16 protein-coding genes and 1 tRNA gene are annotated in these 18284 nt (G+C 38.7%); 7 read left to right on the top strand and 10 right to left on the bottom strand.

Going from position 1 to position 18284, the window contains the following annotated elements; all coding sequences use genetic code 11:
• Positions 1-32 precede the first annotated feature (32 nt).
• The 5 genes from HW279_RS06455 to HW279_RS06435 are packed head-to-tail and all read right to left on the bottom strand — an operon-like array spanning position 33 to position 8119.
• On the bottom strand, positions 33-1082 hold the full coding sequence (locus HW279_RS06455) for a DUF1735 domain-containing protein (protein WP_255495789.1): 1050 nt from the start codon (positions 1080-1082) through the stop codon (positions 33-35).
• Positions 1083-1118: 36 nt separating this feature from the next.
• Positions 1119-2288 carry a DUF1735 and LamG domain-containing protein gene (locus tag HW279_RS06450; protein ID WP_178958383.1) on the bottom strand — a complete coding sequence of 390 codons (1170 nt, stop codon included), beginning with the start codon at positions 2286-2288 and terminating at the stop codon, positions 1119-1121.
• A 21-nt stretch (positions 2289-2309) separates the two neighbouring features.
• On the bottom strand, positions 2310-3410 hold the full coding sequence (locus HW279_RS06445) for an endo-beta-N-acetylglucosaminidase family protein (RefSeq protein WP_178958382.1): 1101 nt from the start codon (positions 3408-3410) through the stop codon (positions 2310-2312).
• A gap of 18 nt (positions 3411-3428) precedes the next feature.
• Positions 3429-5060 carry a SusD/RagB family nutrient-binding outer membrane lipoprotein gene (locus HW279_RS06440; RefSeq protein WP_048745485.1) on the bottom strand — a complete coding sequence of 544 codons (1632 nt, stop codon included), beginning with the start codon at positions 5058-5060 and terminating at the stop codon, positions 3429-3431.
• A 17-nt stretch (positions 5061-5077) separates the two neighbouring features.
• On the bottom strand, positions 5078-8119 hold the full coding sequence (locus HW279_RS06435; RefSeq protein ID WP_178958381.1) for a SusC/RagA family TonB-linked outer membrane protein: 3042 nt from the start codon (positions 8117-8119) through the stop codon (positions 5078-5080).
• A gap of 1586 nt (positions 8120-9705) precedes the next feature.
• Here HW279_RS06435 and HW279_RS06430 point away from each other — a divergent pair.
• The 4 genes from HW279_RS06430 (at position 9706) to HW279_RS06415 (ending at position 12340) form a co-directional block, all read left to right on the top strand.
• A complete protein-coding gene (locus HW279_RS06430) occupies positions 9706-9882 on the top strand; it encodes a CAL67264 family membrane protein (protein WP_002675432.1) in 177 nt (58 codons plus the stop codon).
• Positions 9883-9968: 86 nt separating this feature from the next.
• Entirely contained in the window at positions 9969-11543 is a 1575-nt protein-coding gene (locus tag HW279_RS06425; protein WP_016479680.1) for an NADP-dependent glyceraldehyde-3-phosphate dehydrogenase, read from the top strand.
• Between the two features lie 197 nt (positions 11544-11740).
• Positions 11741-11929 (top strand): type II toxin-antitoxin system HicA family toxin, encoded by a 189-nt coding sequence (locus HW279_RS06420; protein ID WP_009422599.1) that lies wholly within the window; start codon positions 11741-11743, stop codon positions 11927-11929.
• Positions 11930-11938: 9 nt separating this feature from the next.
• Complete coding sequence (locus HW279_RS06415; protein WP_009411287.1) at positions 11939-12340, top strand: helix-turn-helix domain-containing protein; 402 nt, start codon at positions 11939-11941, stop codon at positions 12338-12340.
• Positions 12341-12425: 85 nt separating this feature from the next.
• Here the strand turns inward: HW279_RS06415 and HW279_RS06410 are convergent.
• From HW279_RS06410 to HW279_RS06390, 5 genes are all read right to left on the bottom strand, one after another.
• A tRNA-Arg gene (locus HW279_RS06410) sits at positions 12426-12499 on the bottom strand.
• A 19-nt stretch (positions 12500-12518) separates the two neighbouring features.
• Positions 12519-12968, bottom strand: a complete 450-nt coding sequence (locus tag HW279_RS06405) for a GatB/YqeY domain-containing protein (protein ID WP_178958380.1) — start codon at positions 12966-12968, stop codon at positions 12519-12521.
• A gap of 69 nt (positions 12969-13037) precedes the next feature.
• Positions 13038-13604 (bottom strand): gliding motility lipoprotein GldD, encoded by a 567-nt coding sequence (gene gldD / locus HW279_RS06400; RefSeq protein ID WP_178958379.1) that lies wholly within the window; start codon positions 13602-13604, stop codon positions 13038-13040.
• A gap of 81 nt (positions 13605-13685) precedes the next feature.
• Positions 13686-13988, bottom strand: a complete 303-nt coding sequence (locus HW279_RS06395) for a hypothetical protein (RefSeq protein WP_016479681.1) — start codon at positions 13986-13988, stop codon at positions 13686-13688.
• Between the two features lie 51 nt (positions 13989-14039).
• Positions 14040-14729, bottom strand: a complete 690-nt coding sequence (locus HW279_RS06390; protein WP_178958378.1) for a ComF family protein — start codon at positions 14727-14729, stop codon at positions 14040-14042.
• 348 nt (positions 14730-15077) lie between these two features.
• Between HW279_RS06390 and HW279_RS06385 the strand changes: the two genes are divergently transcribed.
• Genes HW279_RS06385 through HW279_RS06375 form a run of 3 tightly spaced genes read left to right on the top strand, consistent with a single transcriptional unit; the run spans position 15078 to position 18283 of the window.
• On the top strand, positions 15078-16628 hold the full coding sequence (locus HW279_RS06385) for a glycine--tRNA ligase (protein WP_178958377.1): 1551 nt from the start codon (positions 15078-15080) through the stop codon (positions 16626-16628).
• An 18-nt stretch (positions 16629-16646) separates the two neighbouring features.
• The gene (locus HW279_RS06380; RefSeq protein WP_178958376.1) at positions 16647-17249 is read left to right on the top strand and encodes a PAS domain-containing protein; all 603 of its coding nucleotides are present in this window, start codon (positions 16647-16649) and stop codon (positions 17247-17249) included.
• Positions 17246-18283: a phosphatase PAP2 family protein gene (locus tag HW279_RS06375; RefSeq protein ID WP_178958375.1), complete on the top strand. Its 1038-nt coding sequence runs from the start codon at positions 17246-17248 to the stop codon at positions 18281-18283. The genes HW279_RS06380 and HW279_RS06375 overlap by 4 nt, the downstream gene beginning before the upstream one ends.
• Position 18284: the final 1 nt, after the last annotated feature.

Genomic DNA, 18284 nt, shown 5'->3' with positions numbered 1-18284 from the left:
AAATCACCTTTTCTACTATAAGAAGCTGTACCTTATATCTGTTCGTGTCCTTGTGAAAATCCTGCATATAGAGAAAGAGCCTTCATCTCATTACCCTCACGTGTTTTTATAATAATTGTTTTTATATTTCTTACTTTAGGGAAAGTAAAATATAAATACGCTCCTTCTTTAAATGAAAGGTCGTCGTCAATCATGCTTTGTAAGTAATAGGCAGTCCCATAATATGATAAAGTGATATCCTTTCTATTATCTATTTTTGTACCTAAAGGCTGAGTGCTTACTTCTACATTATTATTAGAAGCTTTTGACTCTTTAATGTCAAAATTTACGAAGAGTTTGTTATTACTCAATTCTTGTTCATTGCCTGAAGCATCTTTTATTATATATTTAAGAGGTAATGCGTACTCTCCTTTATTAGTAAAAGAATCTTCATTTAGATTGAAAGTAAGTTTTTTGCTTAATGTATCGAAATCAGCTTCGGGGAGTGTTCCTTCAACTCCTGCAGGTGCGAGGGTTCTACGACTTAGCACAGCATTATCATCGCGCACTAAGGCTACTTTAAGTCCTGATGGGAGCTCATAACTACTCTTTATAGTGAAAGCTACTTCCTTATCTCTGTTTCCTATGTAAACACTACCTTCGCTATATCCTAAAAGTTTTGTAACTACTGTAGCCTCTGCAGAGATTTTTATCTCTTCTGGAAAGACTTTTAGTACAAATACATCTTTCCCTTTAGGAAGGGTAAGTCTTGTATCGGTTACTTTTAAAGCATAAGGCAAAATAACTTTCTTTTTAAAGATAGAGTTATTGCTAATGGTAAGCGTAAAAGAAACAGAAGTTTCACCTTTTCTGAGTTTTTTTTTGGTAGCTTCACTTAACTGAACAAGGTTTGCATCTCCTAATTCAAAGCCTGAATAATCAGCTTTCACTTTATCATAAGCAGAAGCATCATAAGCAAATGACACTTGTACATCCTTGTCATAAGGTTTGTCAAGCAGTCTTACTTCTACTTCTTGTAAGAATGATAAAGAGTTATGGGTAAAAAACAAACTTTGCCAAAGCTTATATAAAAACTTTGGCAAAGTATAAGATAAAAGATAATACTCTATTTGATTAGATTAGTTTTCTCTAGGTGGGAATACGTAACCATTACCACTATTATTATCAAAAGTAGCAGTGCTTGGTTTAGCCATATGAGCTCCAGTAGCAGACCAATCCCAAAGTTTAGTTTCGTCATCAGTTATAGTTCCTGTAGCTCTATCGTATTTTTTACCATTAAGTGGATAGTAGAACAACAATCCTTCTGATTTAGGATCGATAGTTTTCCACATATCCTTCTTAATTTCTGTAGGACTGACTGCTTTTTTCCAGAAACGCACTTCACGTATCAGTTCGTTGCTACCTCCAATCCATAAACCTGTAACTGAATAAGCACCTGTACGTATTTCGCGAGAGGCTACTTCTACTCCATTTACAAATACTTTGGTAGTTTTACCATCATACCAGAAAGCAAGCATATACCATTCACCAGGTTTAGCTGAAAGTTTATCAGCAGGGATATCTATTTGTGAAGCTCCAGTTTTGATTTGCAATTGATTAGGACGAATAGTTACGTCGCCAAAACGAGTGTAAATTTCATTAAGAGGTTCACCCACAGCTTTAGTACCTACAATAGAGCGGTTATTTTGGTTGTAAGCACTACGGTTCACCATCACTTCCAAAGTCCATTGATCTACTGTGTGAGTATTAGGGAAGACATCAGTTTTTTCAGATCCAGAACCTGATATTCTCAACACTTTGGTTATCAATTCTTGTTCTATTAAGATGATAAAAGTATCTTGCCCATTAATTGTTTTGATACCATTACCACGCAATTTAATAGGAAGGGCAAATGATTTTCCTAAAGGAAATTGTACATTTTTTAGTTTTAAAGAGACATTCCCTACAACATCTGATACTTTGAAAGTAACATTTTTATTTACTTCATACATTGAAGAAGGCAATAATACATAAGAAGTACTATTAGCTTCATTATAGGCTTTTAGTTGTGCCTCATTACCTACTTCAAGAGTAGCAGATTCACCTCCTGTAGAGGGACTTACCAATTTTACTGAGAAGTTCTTCACTACGTACTCAGTATTTTCAGCTAAGTTTACCGTAAGGCTGGTGCCCCCATCAATATACACTGCTTGATTAGCTTTGTGTTCTTTGAGGTCGTTGTCGTATAATTCATCTTGGCAAGCTACTAAGGTGCTTAGTATAGCGAGCCCTGCTATTATTTTTTTCATTATTGTATACTTTTAGTAGTTTTATTGATAATTGCCTGGATATTTTTGATTACCATAATACAAAGCTTTTCTGAGCCATTTGTATTCAGGAGTGTTAGCATAGTCATATTCCATATGGTAAGTACCTACTCCTCCAATGCGTTTACCATTTGGCAAATCGAAAGTAGCATAATCCAATATTTGAGTACCTTGCATACTATTCAACTCACTACGTACACTTTCATATCCTGAAACGCCTCCAGTACGCCAAGTCTGCTCAAACTCAACTGTGATAATGGTTTTTCGTTCCCAATTATCTAAGTTTCCTTGTTGGATTTTCCTTTTTACAGCATTGGTACTTCTTTCCCAATAGGCCTGATAGATATAATGATCTACTAATTTAGAAGTTTCTTTGGAAAGAAAATAAGGTTCTCCATCCATTACGAGCATACGTCCTTTAGGGCGTAGCCTTGCACTAAGGGTTTCTATAAACACTTGCATAGGATGATCTCCTTGTATATCTTCCAAGTAATCTACATATGATAGATCCCCTCTATGTCCATAACGAGGTTCAAAGTCGATATCAAAACCATCGAGGTTATATTTTTCAATGGTATCAGCGATAGCATTAGCGTAAGCTCTTACTCCTTCGTTGAAGTTACCACTACCTTTTTCGTTTTGCCAATATTGTATGCGGTCTTTACCTACTGGAGTTAAAGGGCCTCCGAGGTCTTGTACTATCCAGCACAAAAGAGCTTTACCTCCTTTTACTTCTTGGAAGAATTTTAAGTCTATTTTTTGTTCTTCGGAAAGTTTACCTCTTGTCCCCCATAGAGATACAAAATCTACACTATCGGGCAAACAACGCAAATAGTTTTGAGCGTTATCACCTTTACCTGTCCAGTTACCGAACCAACCAAAGCCTTTTACGCGAGGTTTAGTGCGGTACTCTTCACGCAATTTTTTATAATACTCGCGCATGTGAGGATTCAAATCAGATTCTTTTTGCGCTTCAATTAGATATACTAATTTTTGTACATCTTGGTTGTCGTAAGTGAGGCGCTCAGTTTCTGTCCACTTACTACATCCTACTACGGCAATAGCCGCAACAACTAAGGAGAATAAAAAACTATATTTTTTCATTTTTCTTATTATTTAAGGTTAATTTTGTTGTGGTCTATTAGGGCGTACCCACCATAAGCGAGTAGATCCTACATCAGGTCCTCCTAACAATGTAGGCACTTCTGTTTGTAACTTATTATTAGTTAAATAATCTTTAGCAGAATATTTAAAGCGTTCAGGTACAAAGCAGGTAGGACAACCTATGCGACTAGGTGCAGAGGTATCTTGATATTTCATAATTAATGGGTAGCCTGTACGTCTGTACTCAGTCCAAGCTTCTACCGCATTAGGATACATTGCCAAATATTTTTGGGTAATGATTTTTTGAAGATGTTGTTCTTCTTCTTTACCTGTTTGTACATCATCCCATTTAGGAGAGATGTTGTTAGTTACTAAATCATAAGTATAAGAAGCATACCAATAAGAATTCAATTCTTTAGGTTTATTAGTACTTGACAAATAGTTTGTAGGCATAGTAGTACCCATTTCTTGGAACGACATTTTCACACCTTCTTCATAGAAACCTTGAGCTTGTGAAGCAGAAAGTCCTCCTAATCCATACAAAGCAGCTTCAGCTTTCAAAAATAATACTTCAGAAGTACGCATCCAAGACAAAGGTGAATTATCGTCTACATTAGGTATAGAAGCATAGAAAGCCGTATTGCGAATACCTTCATATTTAGGGAGACTTGCTGTAGGAGCTACTGCATAATAATCTTCCACATCTCTATAGGTTCCTTTTTTGAAAAGGACAGCTATACGAGGATCGTTATATCCTTTAAGGTAAGACCATATTGTAAGCCCCATACGAGTTTCGGAGTAATCTATAGAAGCTATCATAGAGTTTTTAAGCGGTTGTTTAGGTGAATTAGCTATTTTAGCTTCATCGGCAGCTTCAGTCATCACTCCTCCTGCCAAAGCTTTAGCTATATAAGTATTAGCTAAAGCAGCATCTTTGAAGTGTGCACGTACAGCCATACGCAACATCAAAGAATTTGCAAATTTTTTCCATTTGGCAATGTTTCCACCGTAAATAAGGTCGTAATCGGCCATTACTGTAGTTCCATTGTCAAGTACAGCTAAGCATTGGTCAAGTTCTTGTAACATTGCTTTGTACACATCTTCTTGTTTATCCAATGATGGAGCTATATCGCCATTACCAGCATTACTATACACTATAGGTCCGAATACATCAGTAGCGCGAAGCCAAGCTGTAATTTTAATAATATTAGCAAGGGCTAAAGCTCTTTTTTGTTGTACATCTTGAGAGTTGCCGATAGATTTTTTAATAGAATTCCATTCGGTAAACAACTTAGTATAAAAGCATTCATAAGCATAAGACATTCTACCATCGTTGAAATTCCAAGTAGCTTCGATATTGAAATTCCAATTGTTGTTATTCCCGAAATAACCTATATAGTTCCCTGAGGAAATAAGGTCGGTAACTTGCAAATCATTACCAGGTCCTGTAGTTTTAGCAGGGGCTCCAATAGGAATTACGTATTGTTGCATTTGTAGGAAACTATTACCATAGCCTACTATACCACTTTTGGCTAACTCATCATCGGTTACGCCATAAGTATTCTTATTGATATCCTCATAGTCTTTTGTACAACTTGCAGTACTAAAAAGACCTATAAGCAATAGTGAGTTTATAATTATTTTTTTCATTATCGTTTTTTTAATTATTAAAAGCCGAACTTCACGCTTACACCATAACCTCTTAAACTTGGTAACATCCAATTGTCATAACCTTGACCAGTGATACCTGTAGTTGCTGTAAGTTCTGGATCGTAAGGAGCTTTGTTATAAATCATCCAAAGGTTATTACCAATGAGTGAAATACTCAAATTAGAAAGAGATTTACCTAATTGTTCTTTAGTAAAACTATAGGTAAGAGCGACTTCTTGCAAACGTACATTGGTAGCTGAATACACGTAGTAAGAGTTCATACCAGGGTCAGAAATGGCACGATAGTAAGTTTCAGGGTTTACTTTGAAATTACCCATTTGTACATATCCGAGGTCGCGAGCATCGGCAGTAGCTTTAGATACTCCATAGCGATCTAACCATTTTTGAGTTTCGGAAATTACAATACCTCCAAGGCGTGCTTTGAACAAGAAACTCAAAGAGAGATTTTTGTAGCCTACATTACCACTCCAACCTAATGTCCAATCAGGGTTTACACTACCTAATTTATAAGGTTCAGTATTTTCAGTAAGTAGTGTACCACTACCATAGTCTACTAATCCATTAGCATCACGTTTGATTCGTTTGTTATCATATACATCACCTATATCACCTCCTTCACGCAAGCGGAAGCGTCCTACTTGTATTTCAGAAAAATCAAGAGTTTCTGCTGGATTAAGAGGGTTTTGAACTTTTGAACCTAATTCTATAATTTTATTACGGTTTGCTGATGCAGTAATATGAGTAGCAAAATTAAATCCTTTTTCAAACTCTTTGTTATAACCTAAAGTCATTTCTATACCTCGGTTTTGGATATTACCTGCTTGTAAGAACATATAGTCATATCCTGATGTTTTTGACAATTCTCTTTTGAGCAATTGGTTATAGGTATTAGAATGATACACTGTAACATCGAATGATAAAGTATTTTTAAGCCATTTAGTATTTAACCCTATTTCATAAGAACGAGTGCGTTCAGCTTTGAAATCAGGAAGAGGATAATACTTATAGGCTTGAGGTATACCCCCTACGAGTTCTCTGGTTTCAGTTCCTTTAGTAAGACCTGTATAGGCGATAGGAGAACCTACCTCAGTATATGAACCGCGTATTTTAGCGAAACTCAACACTGGGTATAGTTTTTGGCGTTGTTCAGAAGAGAGTAATTCAGTAAGTACTCCTGAAAGACCTACAGAAGGATAGAAAATAGCTTCTTCTTTAGTGTTTACGAGTTGAGAAGGCCAGTCGGTACGCCCTGTAAGGGTAAGATATACTAAAGATTTCCATCCTAATTCAGCAGAAGCGAAAACAGCTATATTACGTTTTCTACTGTCACCACCTGTTTCTATAGGCACAGAGTTATTAGGGTCGATATTGTTATAAGTAAACTTATTTGCAAGACGAAGCAATTGTCCTCCGTAACCTCTTCCTTTGGTATCATAATCCTCAAATGAAGAACCCACGTTGGCAGAAAGGCTATAATCCTCTTTGAATGTAGCATTATAGTTCAACATAATATCTACATATTTTTGACGGAAAGTTTCCTGTGCATAGCTATAAAAACCTTTTTCTTTGGCATAGGTAAGTATAGTACCTGCATAACGCTTATCTTCTTTCTCAGTATAAGTATTATCTATACGGAAACGAGTGGCTACATTCAAATTTTTCAAAATATTGTATTTGAGTTGCCCTGAGAACATATAACGATCTTTCGCTAATGGACGTATATTGCGATAAGCTATCCAATAAGGATTTTGGATATCAGCTCCAAAACCACCTACTGACCAATATTGTTTTGCATAACCTGCTCCTATATCGTAACGCTCAAAGTACTTTTCTTGCTCGAAATCATTACCACGAGGATATAAATAAGCACCTACAATAGGGTTGAAATAAGTACCATAGCTAACCATATTGCGTTCGTATTGACGAATATAGCTTGCTGATAAATCAAGTTCCAGCTTATCGTTTAAGAAAGAAGAAGTATTGCGAATAGTCATATTATAACGGTGATAAGCACTATTAGGCACTATCCCATCCGATTGTATATGAGAGGCTGACGCAAAAGTTTGATTATTTTTATTTCCTACCGATAGGTTTACTGCATTATTAAGCGTAAGCCCTGTTTTGAAGAAATCTTTAGGATCATAAGAAGTAGGTGTAGCAAGTTTATCACCCCAAGAGTTATAATCACCAGCTTTGTTACCATAGGTATTTTGAAAATCTGGCATTATTAGAGGATTGGTAAGTTCTACAGAAGAAGAAACATTAAGTTTCATTTTACCTTCTTGACCTTTTTTAGTATTGATAAGAATTACCCCGTTGGCAGCGGCAGCACCATACAAAGCTGCTGCAGAAGGACCTGTGAGGACGTTGATACTTTCAATATCTTCGGAGTTAAAGTCGGCAATACCTTCACCTGAAGCACGGCCTGAACCAAAAGAAGTACCATCACCAGATCTATCGGATTGGTTACCAATAGGCACCCCATCTACTACATAAAGCACGTTGTTATCACCACTAATGGATTTAGCCCCGCGCATTACTACTTTGGTAGCACCTCCCACACCAGCCGAACTGCGCTGGATATCTACCCCAGCTACTTTACCATTGAGGGTATTTACAAAGTTAGCATCTTTCACTTTGGTGAGTTCTTCCGACTTCACTTGTTGTACGTTATAACTCAGTGCCTTTTCTTGGCGTTTGATACCCAAAGCAGTTACCACTACTTCACCAAGTTGTTGTGCTTCTTCTTGTAACACCACATCTAAGGTAAGAGTACCGCTCGCTTTCGTAACCTTTCTTTGCAGAGTACTATACCCCAAGAAGCTATACTCAATAGTTTCATTAGCAGCTGCTTGTAGTTCATACTTCCCGTCAAAGTCAGTTGAAACACCACGTGTTGTACCTTTAATCACAACACTCACACCTGGCAGTGGCACACCGTCACTGCCTGTAACTGTACCAGTTACTTTCGTTTGTGCCATTAGCGCACCGCTAAACAATGCAAAAACGAACATTAGCATTGATATTTTTACTTTCATTACTTTATTGAATAAATTAATTTGGGCGCAAAATTAGGAATATTTTAACATAGCGCAAATTTTTTACCTTACTTTTTTCCTTTTTTTTCTCTTTTTCTTTATTTCAAAAACATATATTATTGATAATCAAATAGAATTAAAAGTACTAATTTTATATTTTTCTCCTTCAAAAATCTTCAAAGATTAAAAAATACTCCTCTTTTTATCTGTTTTATTAAAGAGGCGCACGTCTTACAAGGTGAGTTTTTAAATCTATTTAATTATTATAGTCAAAATAGTTCACACATTAACTTAAAATCCTTTTTCTAAATCAATACTCATTCTTAATATTTTCTTAAAACAAATGTTAAAGTCTTCTCCCCTTCATCTCAGCGTCATTTCATCACTCCCTTTCAAAATCGCAAACCACTATTCTTCTCCCCTTTTCTCGACCATACACCTTACCAAAGTTTCTAATTGCTTTTCGTACCACAACCTTTTACAAAGTCAAAAACTAACAATAACCCTCTTTTTATCTCCACCTTACCTTTAACTTAGCTTCACTTTTTCTTCGTTCATTCTTCGTCTATTCTTCGTCTTTGCATCGCTACAATTCCACCTTTGGAGGTAGCCAGCGATAGCTGGGTATGTGTACCGCGAAAGCTGGGTATGTGTAAGGGGGAGGTTACCTTTGTCTTTCCTCTATCTGTCCGTGTAACTCACGCTGTCTTTTATTCATTGTAGACCCATTGTAGACCCATTGTAGACCCACTATAGACCCACTATAGACCCACTATAGACCCACTGTAGACCCACTGTAGACCCACTGTAGACCCACTGTAGACCCACTGTAGACCCACTGTAGACCCACTGTAGACCCACTGTAGACCCACTGTAGACCCACTGTAGACCCACTATAGACCCACTGTAGACCCACTATAGACCCACTATAGACCCACTATAGACCCACTGTAGACCCACTGTAGACCCACTGTAGACCCACTGTAGACCCACTGTAGACCCACTGTAGACCCACTATAGACCCACTGTAGACCCACTGTAGACCCATTGTAGACCCATTGTAGACCCATTGTAGACCCATTGTAGACCCATTGTAGACCCATTGTAGACCCATTGTAGACCCATTGTAGACCCATTGTAGACCCATTGTAGACCCATTGTAGACCCATTGTAGACCCATTGTAGACCCATTGTAGACCCACTGTAGACCCACTGTAGACCCACTGTAGACCCACTGTAAACCCACTGTAGACCCACTGTAAACCCACTCATCGTTCGTTTATCCTATAAGCTTTGTACAATCCTCTCCCAATTTCACCACTAACCATTAACCACTAACCATATTAACCACTAACCATTAACCACTAACCATTAACCACTAACCATTAACCACTAACCATTAACCACTAACCATTAACCACTAACCATTAACCACTAACCATTAACCACTAACCATTAACCACTAACCATTAACCACTAACCATTAACCACTAACCACTAACCATTAACCATTAATTAAAAATTTGCTCATTTGCTAATTATTTTCTACCTTTGCCTACTGATAACTAATACTTGTAATCATAATAATGAATAAAAATGCTGTATTAGGGTGGGCAACCCTCATAATGATAGTAGTAGGCTTAGGGCTTATCGCTTTAGGAGCCTTCAAATACAACGAAGTAGCAGGCTTTGGCTTCGGAGCAGTAGGCATTGGCTTTTTCGCTATTGCTTGGGTATTCAACGCCCTCAAAGGAAGAGTATGACAATTTGATAATTTGTTAATGTGATAATTAGCAAATATACATACCCTACTCATTTGCTAATTTACTAATTTGCTAATTAAAAAATTATGAATATACCAGAACAATTTCAAGTAAAACCCTTTCGCCAAGACACTTACCTTATCGATGGCGAACTCCGTGAGTGGAAAGGTGAGTTCACCAATATCTATTCCACTATTTCTTCTACTGAAAAGTATGAACGCACCCTCTTGGGTAGCGTGCCTTCGTTAGGCAAAGCTGATGCTTTAGAAGCCCTTCATTCGGCTACCGAGGCTTATAACAAAGGTAAAGGTTTATGGCCTACAATGAAAGTAAAAGACCGCATCTCCGCAATGCTCAAGTTTGTAAAACAAATGGAAAAGCAACGCGATGAGGTCGTAAAACTGATGATGTGGGAAATCGGCAAAAACTTGGACGACTCGCGTAAGGAATTTGACCGTACCGTAGAGTACATCTACGACACTATCAATGCTTATAAGGAACTCGATAACGAGTCGTCTAAATTCGTACAACGCGATGGAGTCTATGCCCTCATTCGTCGTGGCCCCTTAGGGGTTGTACTCTGTTTAGGTCCTTATAACTACCCACTGAATGAAACCTTTGCACTGATTATCCCTGCACTTATTATGGGCAATACAGTGATTTTTAAGCCTGCTAAACACGGGGTATTACTCTTCACGCCTCTATTGGAAGCCTTCCAAAACTCCTTCCCTCGTGGGGTGATTAATATTCTTTACGGACGCGGTCGCACCGTTGCACCACCCATTATGGAGAGTGGCAAGGTAGATGTATTGGCACTCATAGGCAACAGCAAGACAGCTATTGCACTGCAAGACCAGCACCCTAAGAAAAACCGCTTGCGCCTTGTCTTTGGCTTGGAAGCTAAAAACCCTGGGGTAATACTTCCTGACGCCAATCTTGATTTGGCAGTAAACGAATGCGTGAAAGGAGCTTTGTCTTTCAACGGACAGCGTTGTACAGCACTAAAAATACTCTACGTGCACGCCAAGATAAAAGATGAGTTTCTCAAGCGTTTTGCCGAAAAGGTAGATGCACTCAAGTTCGGTAATCCGTGGGACGAAAAAGTAGCCCTCACTCCCCTACCCGAGGTCGATAAACCTGCTTTCTTACAAGAACTCATAGACGATGCTCTTGCCAAAGGCGCTACTATTCAGAATAAGAAAGGTGGTCAGCGCACTGATAACTTCATTTTCCCTGCGGTACTTTATCCCGTTACCAAGGAAATGCGAGTGTATAACGAAGAGCAGTTTGGGCCTCTTATTCCAGTAAAACCGTTCTCCAATATCAACGAGATTATAGATGAGATTTCCGATTCTAAATACGGACAGCAAATCAGTCTGTTTGGCGAAGACCCACACGAGCTCTCTCCTCTCATCGATATGTTGGTAAATATGCTCTGCCGTGTAAACCTCAACAGCTTGTGTCAGCGAGGCCCCGATGTATTCCCTTTCACTGGTAGAAAAGACTCAGCTGTGGGTACCCTAAGCGTACACGATGCCTTGCGCTCGTTCTCTATCCGCACTTTTGTATCGTTCCAAAACAACGACTATAACGACAGGATAGTAGAGAACCTCCTCCGCACCGGTGCTTCTAACTTCATCAACACCGATTTCATTTTATAATCGTTTTAAAATATCTGAACCAAAAAAGCAGGTTACTAAAGACTTAGCAACCTGCTTTTTTATATCCGTAAAACAGATGATTTAGGTGAATTACTTTAATAGGAATAGAAGATAATCATAGAATCTTTAACACTAAAAATTTGTATAATGATATTAATATTCGTATCTTTGCCACACCAATTTAAGTAATGAAATAAATGAAGTATTCTGAATTACACAAAAAACTACGTGAAGCAGGTTGTTATATAGTAAGGCAAGGAGGTAATCACCCCATTTGGTTTAGTCCTCTCACTAATAAAGAATTCCCAACTAGTAGACACGAAAGTCAAGAAGTAAAAGCAGGTACTTTAAATAGCATTCTTAAATTAGCTGGTCTTAAAAAATAAACAGAAGATATGAAAGTAAAAGCAATTATAGAAAGAGGTAACGATGGCTCTTATGGCATCTATTTAGATGATGATAATTTAAATTTTGGAATCATAGGAGAAGGTAATACAGTAGCCGAGGCTAAAGATGACTTTTTATTATGTCGTGATGAGATGAAAGAGTATTACGATGAAATAGGTAAAGAGTTCCCCGATTTAGAATTCATATATCAATACGACACCGCATCTTTCTTAGAATATTACAGCAAAATTATTTCATTGGCAGGATTAGAACGTCTTACTGGAGTAAATCAAGGGCAACTAAGCCACTATCTCACAGGCAAACGTAAACCTAGCGCCAAAACTACTCAAAAAATACAACGCCATTTGCACGCTTTTGGTAAAGAATTACAGCATTTAGAGTTTGCTTAATATACTGTCTCACATTACACTCTCGTCACTCCACAGAGCACAACCAAAAAAGCAGGTTGCTATATAGCAACCTGCTTTTTTTCCGTGACCGCAAGAGGAGTCGAACCTCCAACCTTCAGAACCGGAATCTGATATTCTATCCAGTTGAACTATGCGGCCTCTTTTAAACTATATATTACTAAGACAATAATCTCTTTACAATCTCCGAAATGAGCTTGCCTTCAGCCTTACCTGCCAATTGTTTGGTGGCTACACCCATTACCTTGCCCATATCCTTAGGCGTAGTAGCGCCCACTTGGTTAATAATCCCTCTCAGAGCAGTTTCTACTTCTGCTTCACTGAGTTGAGCCGGTAAGAACTTCTCTATCACCGCCATTTGGGCTAATTCAGGCTCAGCTAAGTCATTCCTACCTTGCTGTGCGTACAAAGTCGCACTGTCCTTGCGCTGTTTTACTAATTTTTGCAACAGTTTAAGTTCATCAGCTTCCGAAAGTTCTTCGGCAGCCCCTGCTTCTGTTTTGGCTAACAAAATAGCCGATTTAATAGCTCTCAACGATTCTAATGCCACTGTGTCCTTGGCTTTCATCGCTTCTTTAAGAGCCTCCATTACTTTAGTTTGTAAACTCATAATTTTTCAGTGTTTTGTGGGGCAAAAGTAATGCTATATTTATAAACTGCCAACTTTTACCTCTATTTTTTATTTCCAATGGAGGCTTTCCATTATCCTCCTCACATCTTTTTCTAAATAATTACTCGCAGGTTGTACCGAATCGTAATTAGGAACCACCCTAAAATACACCGAACCTGATATAAAATGACGCACACTATCGGTAGCGTAAAACTGTGCTTGCGAAGCTGCATTGCCATACACTTGGTAAAACATACCGTACACTTTGGTCGTATCGTTCATAAATACTGTCGAAGCAATATTATCTGCCTTAATCGTATGGTCATAAGTAAACTTTTGTGCATCACTCAGCAACTGACGAATATTGCCATTCACATTTTTATAAGTGAGATAAACCGTAGCCTTCATCGCAGGATATTCTATATTAACATCACACGAATGGGGCTTGTACTTCAATTCCGATAGCGTATTTACCTCAAAAGTAAACGGACAATTAGGCAATTCGGTTACTTTCTGATACGATGCTTGCGGGTATTCCAATCGCAATACTCCCTTAGGCTTAGGCAATATATCAGTACCACAAGCTACTAACAATAGCACTACACTACTCAACAGACTATAAATAAGTTTTTTCATACATCACACTAATACCAAAAAACCTCAGCCACTTATGCTAAGGTTTTTCAGTGTAAAAAAGTTTTTATAATGGGTGAAAAATTATTCTACAGGTTTTTCTTCTGCTTTCACTTCTTTTTTCTCACCACCTTTTTCGTGGCAAGACTTTTTAGCATCTTTCTTACCGTCTTTTTTGCAACAAGATTTCTTTTTGCCATCTTTATTGCACTCTTTTTTCTCGCCGTCTTTATCGCAAGATTTCTTCACTTTCACTCCTCCGTTACCATCTTGGTCTACGATAAGGCTTTTAGCGATTTGATTTACATTAAGGGTCATAGCCCCTACATTAGTACTAAATGCAAACATTACAAATGCTGCAACAATTAATTTAAAAGTGTTCTTCATACAATTTTATATTTAGTTATTAATTTTCTGTTTATCAATATATTTCCATTCTTATCCCAACATCGCATACCCCATTGTAGCAACGCCTATTTCCACATTGGGCACGGTTTTCAGTAGCTCATAACAGTTGGTGAGCGTAGCTCCTGTGGTCACCACATCGTCTACCAAAAGCACCTTCTTGCCTTCTATTCTATGAGTGTTTTGAAGAGAAAATATATGTTCACTCTCCTTCAAACGTCGCCACACTACCTTTCGGGTTTGCGTAGTATTAGCTTCAATTTTCACCAATACATCATCTATATAATCAAGGTGTAATACCGAAGCCAATGTCTTGCCAAACAAGGCTACTTGGTTATATCCTCGCTTGCGTTCTTTGCTTTTGTGCAAAGGCACAGGCAACACCACCTCAGCCTGCTGAAATAGAGGCGCATTCTTTATCTTTTCACCGAGCCATTGCCCTAACCACTCCCCTATCTGCTCATCTCCTTTATACTTTAAAGAATGTATCAAATGTTGTGCCATATTGTCCTTTTTAAAGTAAAATAATGCAGTAGCCGCAAACACTTCGCACTCTTCTGTCAGTCGCTGGGTAAACAAATTTTCCGCCTGCAAATGAAAGTTCGTTTCTTCCAACTTTTCTCTACAATTTACACACAAAAATTGCTCGCCTGTAACCAATAATTTTCCACAACCCCTGCAATAAGCAGGTGATAACACCGAAAGTATATCCGATAAAATCATAATTCTTTTAGCTAATAGGTCGTTAATAGCTTCCTCTTAAATCCACCTTCTCTCCTTCCGCTCCTCGTTCATTGTTCGTTCATTGTTCGTCTTTTGTTCGTTGTAGACCCACTGTAGACCCACTGTAGACCCACTGTAGACCCACTCTTTGTCCATCTATCCTATAAGCTTTGTATAGTCCTCTCCCAATTTCACTATTAACCATTAATGATTAACCACTAACCATTAATATATTTTTTTTCGGCAAATTTACTCCTTTTTCCAAAAAATAATAGTATCTTTGTCGAATTATTTTCAATCTCAAACAAACTTTAATCTATATTTTATAACTGAAAATCAATTGAATATATGGCAAATACAGACGATCAATTCAAAAAAGTTATTGCTCACGCCAAAGAATATGGCTTTATTTTCCCTTCAAGTGAAATCTACGACGGACTCGGTGCCGTATACGATTATGGGCAAAATGGCGTTGAACTAAAAAAGAATATCCGCGAATATTGGTGGCGCGCAATGGTGCAAATGAACGAGAACATTGTGGGTATCGATGCGGCTATTTTTATGCACCCTACTACGTGGAAGGCTTCTGGACACGTCGATGCTTTCAACGACCCTCTTATCGATAACAAAGACTCTAAAAAACGCTACCGCGCCGATGTGCTCGTAGAAGATTACGTCGCTAAACTCGATGATAAGATTGAAAAAGAAATCGCTAAAGCTCAAAAACGTTTTGGTGATGCTTTCGACCGTGAACAGTTTGTAACTACCAATCCTCGTGTGTTAGAATACAAACAACGCGGTGAAGAAATATTACACCGCTTGGGTAAATCGCTTGAGAAAGAAGACCTCGCCGATGTAAAAGCCCTTATTGAAGAACTCGAAATTGCCGACCCCGAAACAGGTTCACGCAACTGGACAGATGTAAAGCAGTTCAACCTAATGTTCGGCACCAAAATCGGTGCCTCTGCCGATGCTTCTATGGATTTATACCTACGTCCCGAAACCGCTCAGGGTATTTTCGTAAACTTCCTAAACGTGCAAAAATCCGGACGTATGAAAATTCCTTTTGGTATCGCCCAAACGGGTAAAGCCTTCCGCAACGAGATTGTGGCGCGTCAGTTTATTTTCCGTATGCGCGAGTTCGAACAAATGGAAATGCAATTCTTCATCAAACCGGGTACCCAACAACAATGGTATGAGTATTGGAAAGAAACCCGCCTCAAATGGCACCTATCCTTAGGAATGGGAGAAGAAAACTATCGCTACCACCCACACGAAAAGCTCGCTCACTACGCCGATGCTGCTTGCGATATCGAGTTCCGTTTTCCTTTTGGTTTCAAAGAATTAGAAGGTATTCACTCTCGTACTAATTTCGACCTCGGTAACCACGAAAAGTATTCAGGCAAAAAAATGCAATACTTCGACCCCGAAGAAAACAAGAGCTATACTCCTTACGTACTCGAAACCTCTATCGGGCTCGACCGTATGTTCCTTGCGGTATTCTCTAACTCATTGCAAGAAGAAGCGTTAGAAGGAGGAGATACCCGTACCGTATTGCGCTTGCCTTTTGTGTTGGCTCCTACCAAAGTAGCCGTATTGCCATTGCTCAAAAAAGACGGACTTCCAGAAGTTGCCGAGCAAATAGTAAACGAGCTAAAGTACGATTTCAATGTAGCTTACGACGAAAAAGATGCAGTAGGTCGCCGTTATCGCCGCCAAGATGCGGTAGGTACACCTTTCTGCGTAACCGTCGATCACCAAACTTTGGAAGACAACACCGTTACCTTACGCCACCGCGACACTATGGAGCAAGTGCGCATTGCCATTCCCGAATTGCGCAACACTATTGCCAAAGAAGTGGATATGCGTAATTGGCTTCACAAATTAGATACGAAGTAAGAGATAAGAGGTAAGAAAATGACTGAAACTCCAACAATCAAACGTCCCGTGCCCATAGACGAAGAAGTGTTGTGGGATAAAACCACTACCCTGATGAGTCGTACCAACAAGCACGGACATATAATGGAAACCAATAAGGCATTTCAGGAAGTATCAGGCTATACTGAGGCTGAGTTATACGACCAGCCTCATAGCCTTATCCGCCACCCCGATATGCCCAAAGTAGTTTTCAAAATACTGTGGGAAAACCTCAAAGGGCATAATAATTTCCACGCTATCATCAAGAACCTCTCTAAAAGCGGGCGCTATTATTGGGTGATTACTAATTTTGAAATAGTACGCAATGAGCAAGATGAAATTACCGCCTTTATATCACACCGCAAAGCATTGCCTAAAGCACTCATCAGCGAGCATATAGTTCCTTTGTACGAACGTCTTTTAAAGATTGAAAAAGCCAATGGTTTGGAAGTAAGCGAACGCTATTTCAACGGCTTTTTAGAAGACCACAAAACTACCTATGATGCTTTCATCCGCCAGTTACTCAAAGAAAACGCCGAAGAAATCAAAGCCTTCTATAACAACAAAAACACCGATAGCTTTTTAACAGAACTCATTCGATGAAATACTTTTTACTATCCTTTCTCCTTTTCTCCCTATATCCTGTTACAGCACAGGAAAACGACTCTATTCCACAAACTACATTGGATAGCCTTGCAAATGCTTTGCAAGGCGCACACCCATCTGAAGTAGATTTATCAGGCAAACAATATAAAATCAATGATAATCTAACCTATGTATACCAAAAACCGCGTTTTGTAGATATCTTTAACAAAATACCACGCAACATAGGTAAATCGGCAGTGGAGATGGTGTCTAAACCGAATTATCCTTACGGATTGGCAGCTATTGGTGCTACTGCTGCTCTTATCCCTGCCGACCCTTGGCTCATTAGAGAAAGTAGAAATTTGGGAGAGAATTTAGGACTAAATGAAGCTCATACCTATAAGAAGTTAGGCTTTTTGAAGATTATTCCTGCCGATGTAAACTCAGCAATGTATTTTATTGGCAATGGTACGACTTTTATCATTATCAGTGGGGGGATGGCTACTTATGGTCTTATTACAGGTGATTATCGCGCCAAAAGTACTGCTATGCAGATATTGGAAAGCATCATCGTATCGGGGGCATTTGTACAACCTATCAAGCGACTCACAGGGCGCGAGAGTCCATTTATAACCGCAGACGACGGGCGTTGGCACAGTCAGTGGACGTTTGCTCCCAGCTTTAAAGCTTACCAAGAGGATACCCCTATGTATGACGCTATGCCCTCTGGACACCTCACTACTGCAATGTCAGCACTCACAGTGATTGCCGAAAACTATCCCGACTACAAATGGATAAAGCCCGTAGGTTACACAGCCTTAGGCTTGATGTGCTACGAGATGATGCAAAGTAAAGTACACTGGGCTTCCGATTACCCTATTGCCCTATTTGTGGGCTATATCACCGGTAAAACGATTGCTAACAGACGCATCACCAAAATAAAAAAAGAAGACACTTTCTTAGTTAATAAAGTAAAATATAATTGGGAATTCTGTACCTCCAACACTTGGGAAGGATATCAGCTACTTGGAGTAAATATTAAATTCAAGTAAA

Origin of the sequence: Capnocytophaga sp. oral taxon 903 (assembly GCF_013394785.1) — a bacterium.
Taxonomy (GTDB): domain Bacteria; phylum Bacteroidota; class Bacteroidia; order Flavobacteriales; family Flavobacteriaceae; genus Capnocytophaga; species Capnocytophaga ochracea.
Note: the sequence above shows the minus strand (reverse complement) of the source record. Positions and strands in the feature narration are given on the sequence as shown.

Excerpts from the sequence above, each read along its gene's own strand:
- HW279_RS06430 (WP_002675432.1), top strand. The coding sequence starts at position 9,706 with ATGAATAAAAATGCTGTATTAGGGTGGGCAACCCTCATAATGATAGTA.
- HW279_RS06375 (WP_178958375.1), top strand. The coding sequence starts at position 17,246 with ATGAAATACTTTTTACTATCCTTTCTCCTTTTCTCCCTATATCCTGTT.
- HW279_RS06380 (WP_178958376.1), top strand. The coding sequence starts at position 16,647 with ATGACTGAAACTCCAACAATCAAACGTCCCGTGCCCATAGACGAAGAA.
- HW279_RS06435 (WP_178958381.1), bottom strand. The coding sequence starts at position 8,119 with ATGAAAGTAAAAATATCAATGCTAATGTTCGTTTTTGCATTGTTTAGC.
- HW279_RS06445 (WP_178958382.1), bottom strand. The coding sequence starts at position 3,410 with ATGAAAAAATATAGTTTTTTATTCTCCTTAGTTGTTGCGGCTATTGCC.
- HW279_RS06385 (WP_178958377.1), top strand. The coding sequence starts at position 15,078 with ATGGCAAATACAGACGATCAATTCAAAAAAGTTATTGCTCACGCCAAA.
- HW279_RS06405 (WP_178958380.1), bottom strand. The coding sequence starts at position 12,968 with ATGAGTTTACAAACTAAAGTAATGGAGGCTCTTAAAGAAGCGATGAAA.
- HW279_RS06395 (WP_016479681.1), bottom strand. The coding sequence starts at position 13,988 with ATGAAGAACACTTTTAAATTAATTGTTGCAGCATTTGTAATGTTTGCA.
- HW279_RS06440 (WP_048745485.1), bottom strand. The coding sequence starts at position 5,060 with ATGAAAAAAATAATTATAAACTCACTATTGCTTATAGGTCTTTTTAGT.
- HW279_RS06425 (WP_016479680.1), top strand. The coding sequence starts at position 9,969 with ATGAATATACCAGAACAATTTCAAGTAAAACCCTTTCGCCAAGACACT.
- HW279_RS06415 (WP_009411287.1), top strand. The coding sequence starts at position 11,939 with ATGAAAGTAAAAGCAATTATAGAAAGAGGTAACGATGGCTCTTATGGC.
- HW279_RS06420 (WP_009422599.1), top strand. The coding sequence starts at position 11,741 with ATGAAGTATTCTGAATTACACAAAAAACTACGTGAAGCAGGTTGTTAT.
- HW279_RS06390 (WP_178958378.1), bottom strand. The coding sequence starts at position 14,729 with ATGATTTTATCGGATATACTTTCGGTGTTATCACCTGCTTATTGCAGG.
- gldD (WP_178958379.1), bottom strand. The coding sequence starts at position 13,604 with ATGAAAAAACTTATTTATAGTCTGTTGAGTAGTGTAGTGCTATTGTTA.
- HW279_RS06450 (WP_178958383.1), bottom strand. The coding sequence starts at position 2,288 with ATGAAAAAAATAATAGCAGGGCTCGCTATACTAAGCACCTTAGTAGCT.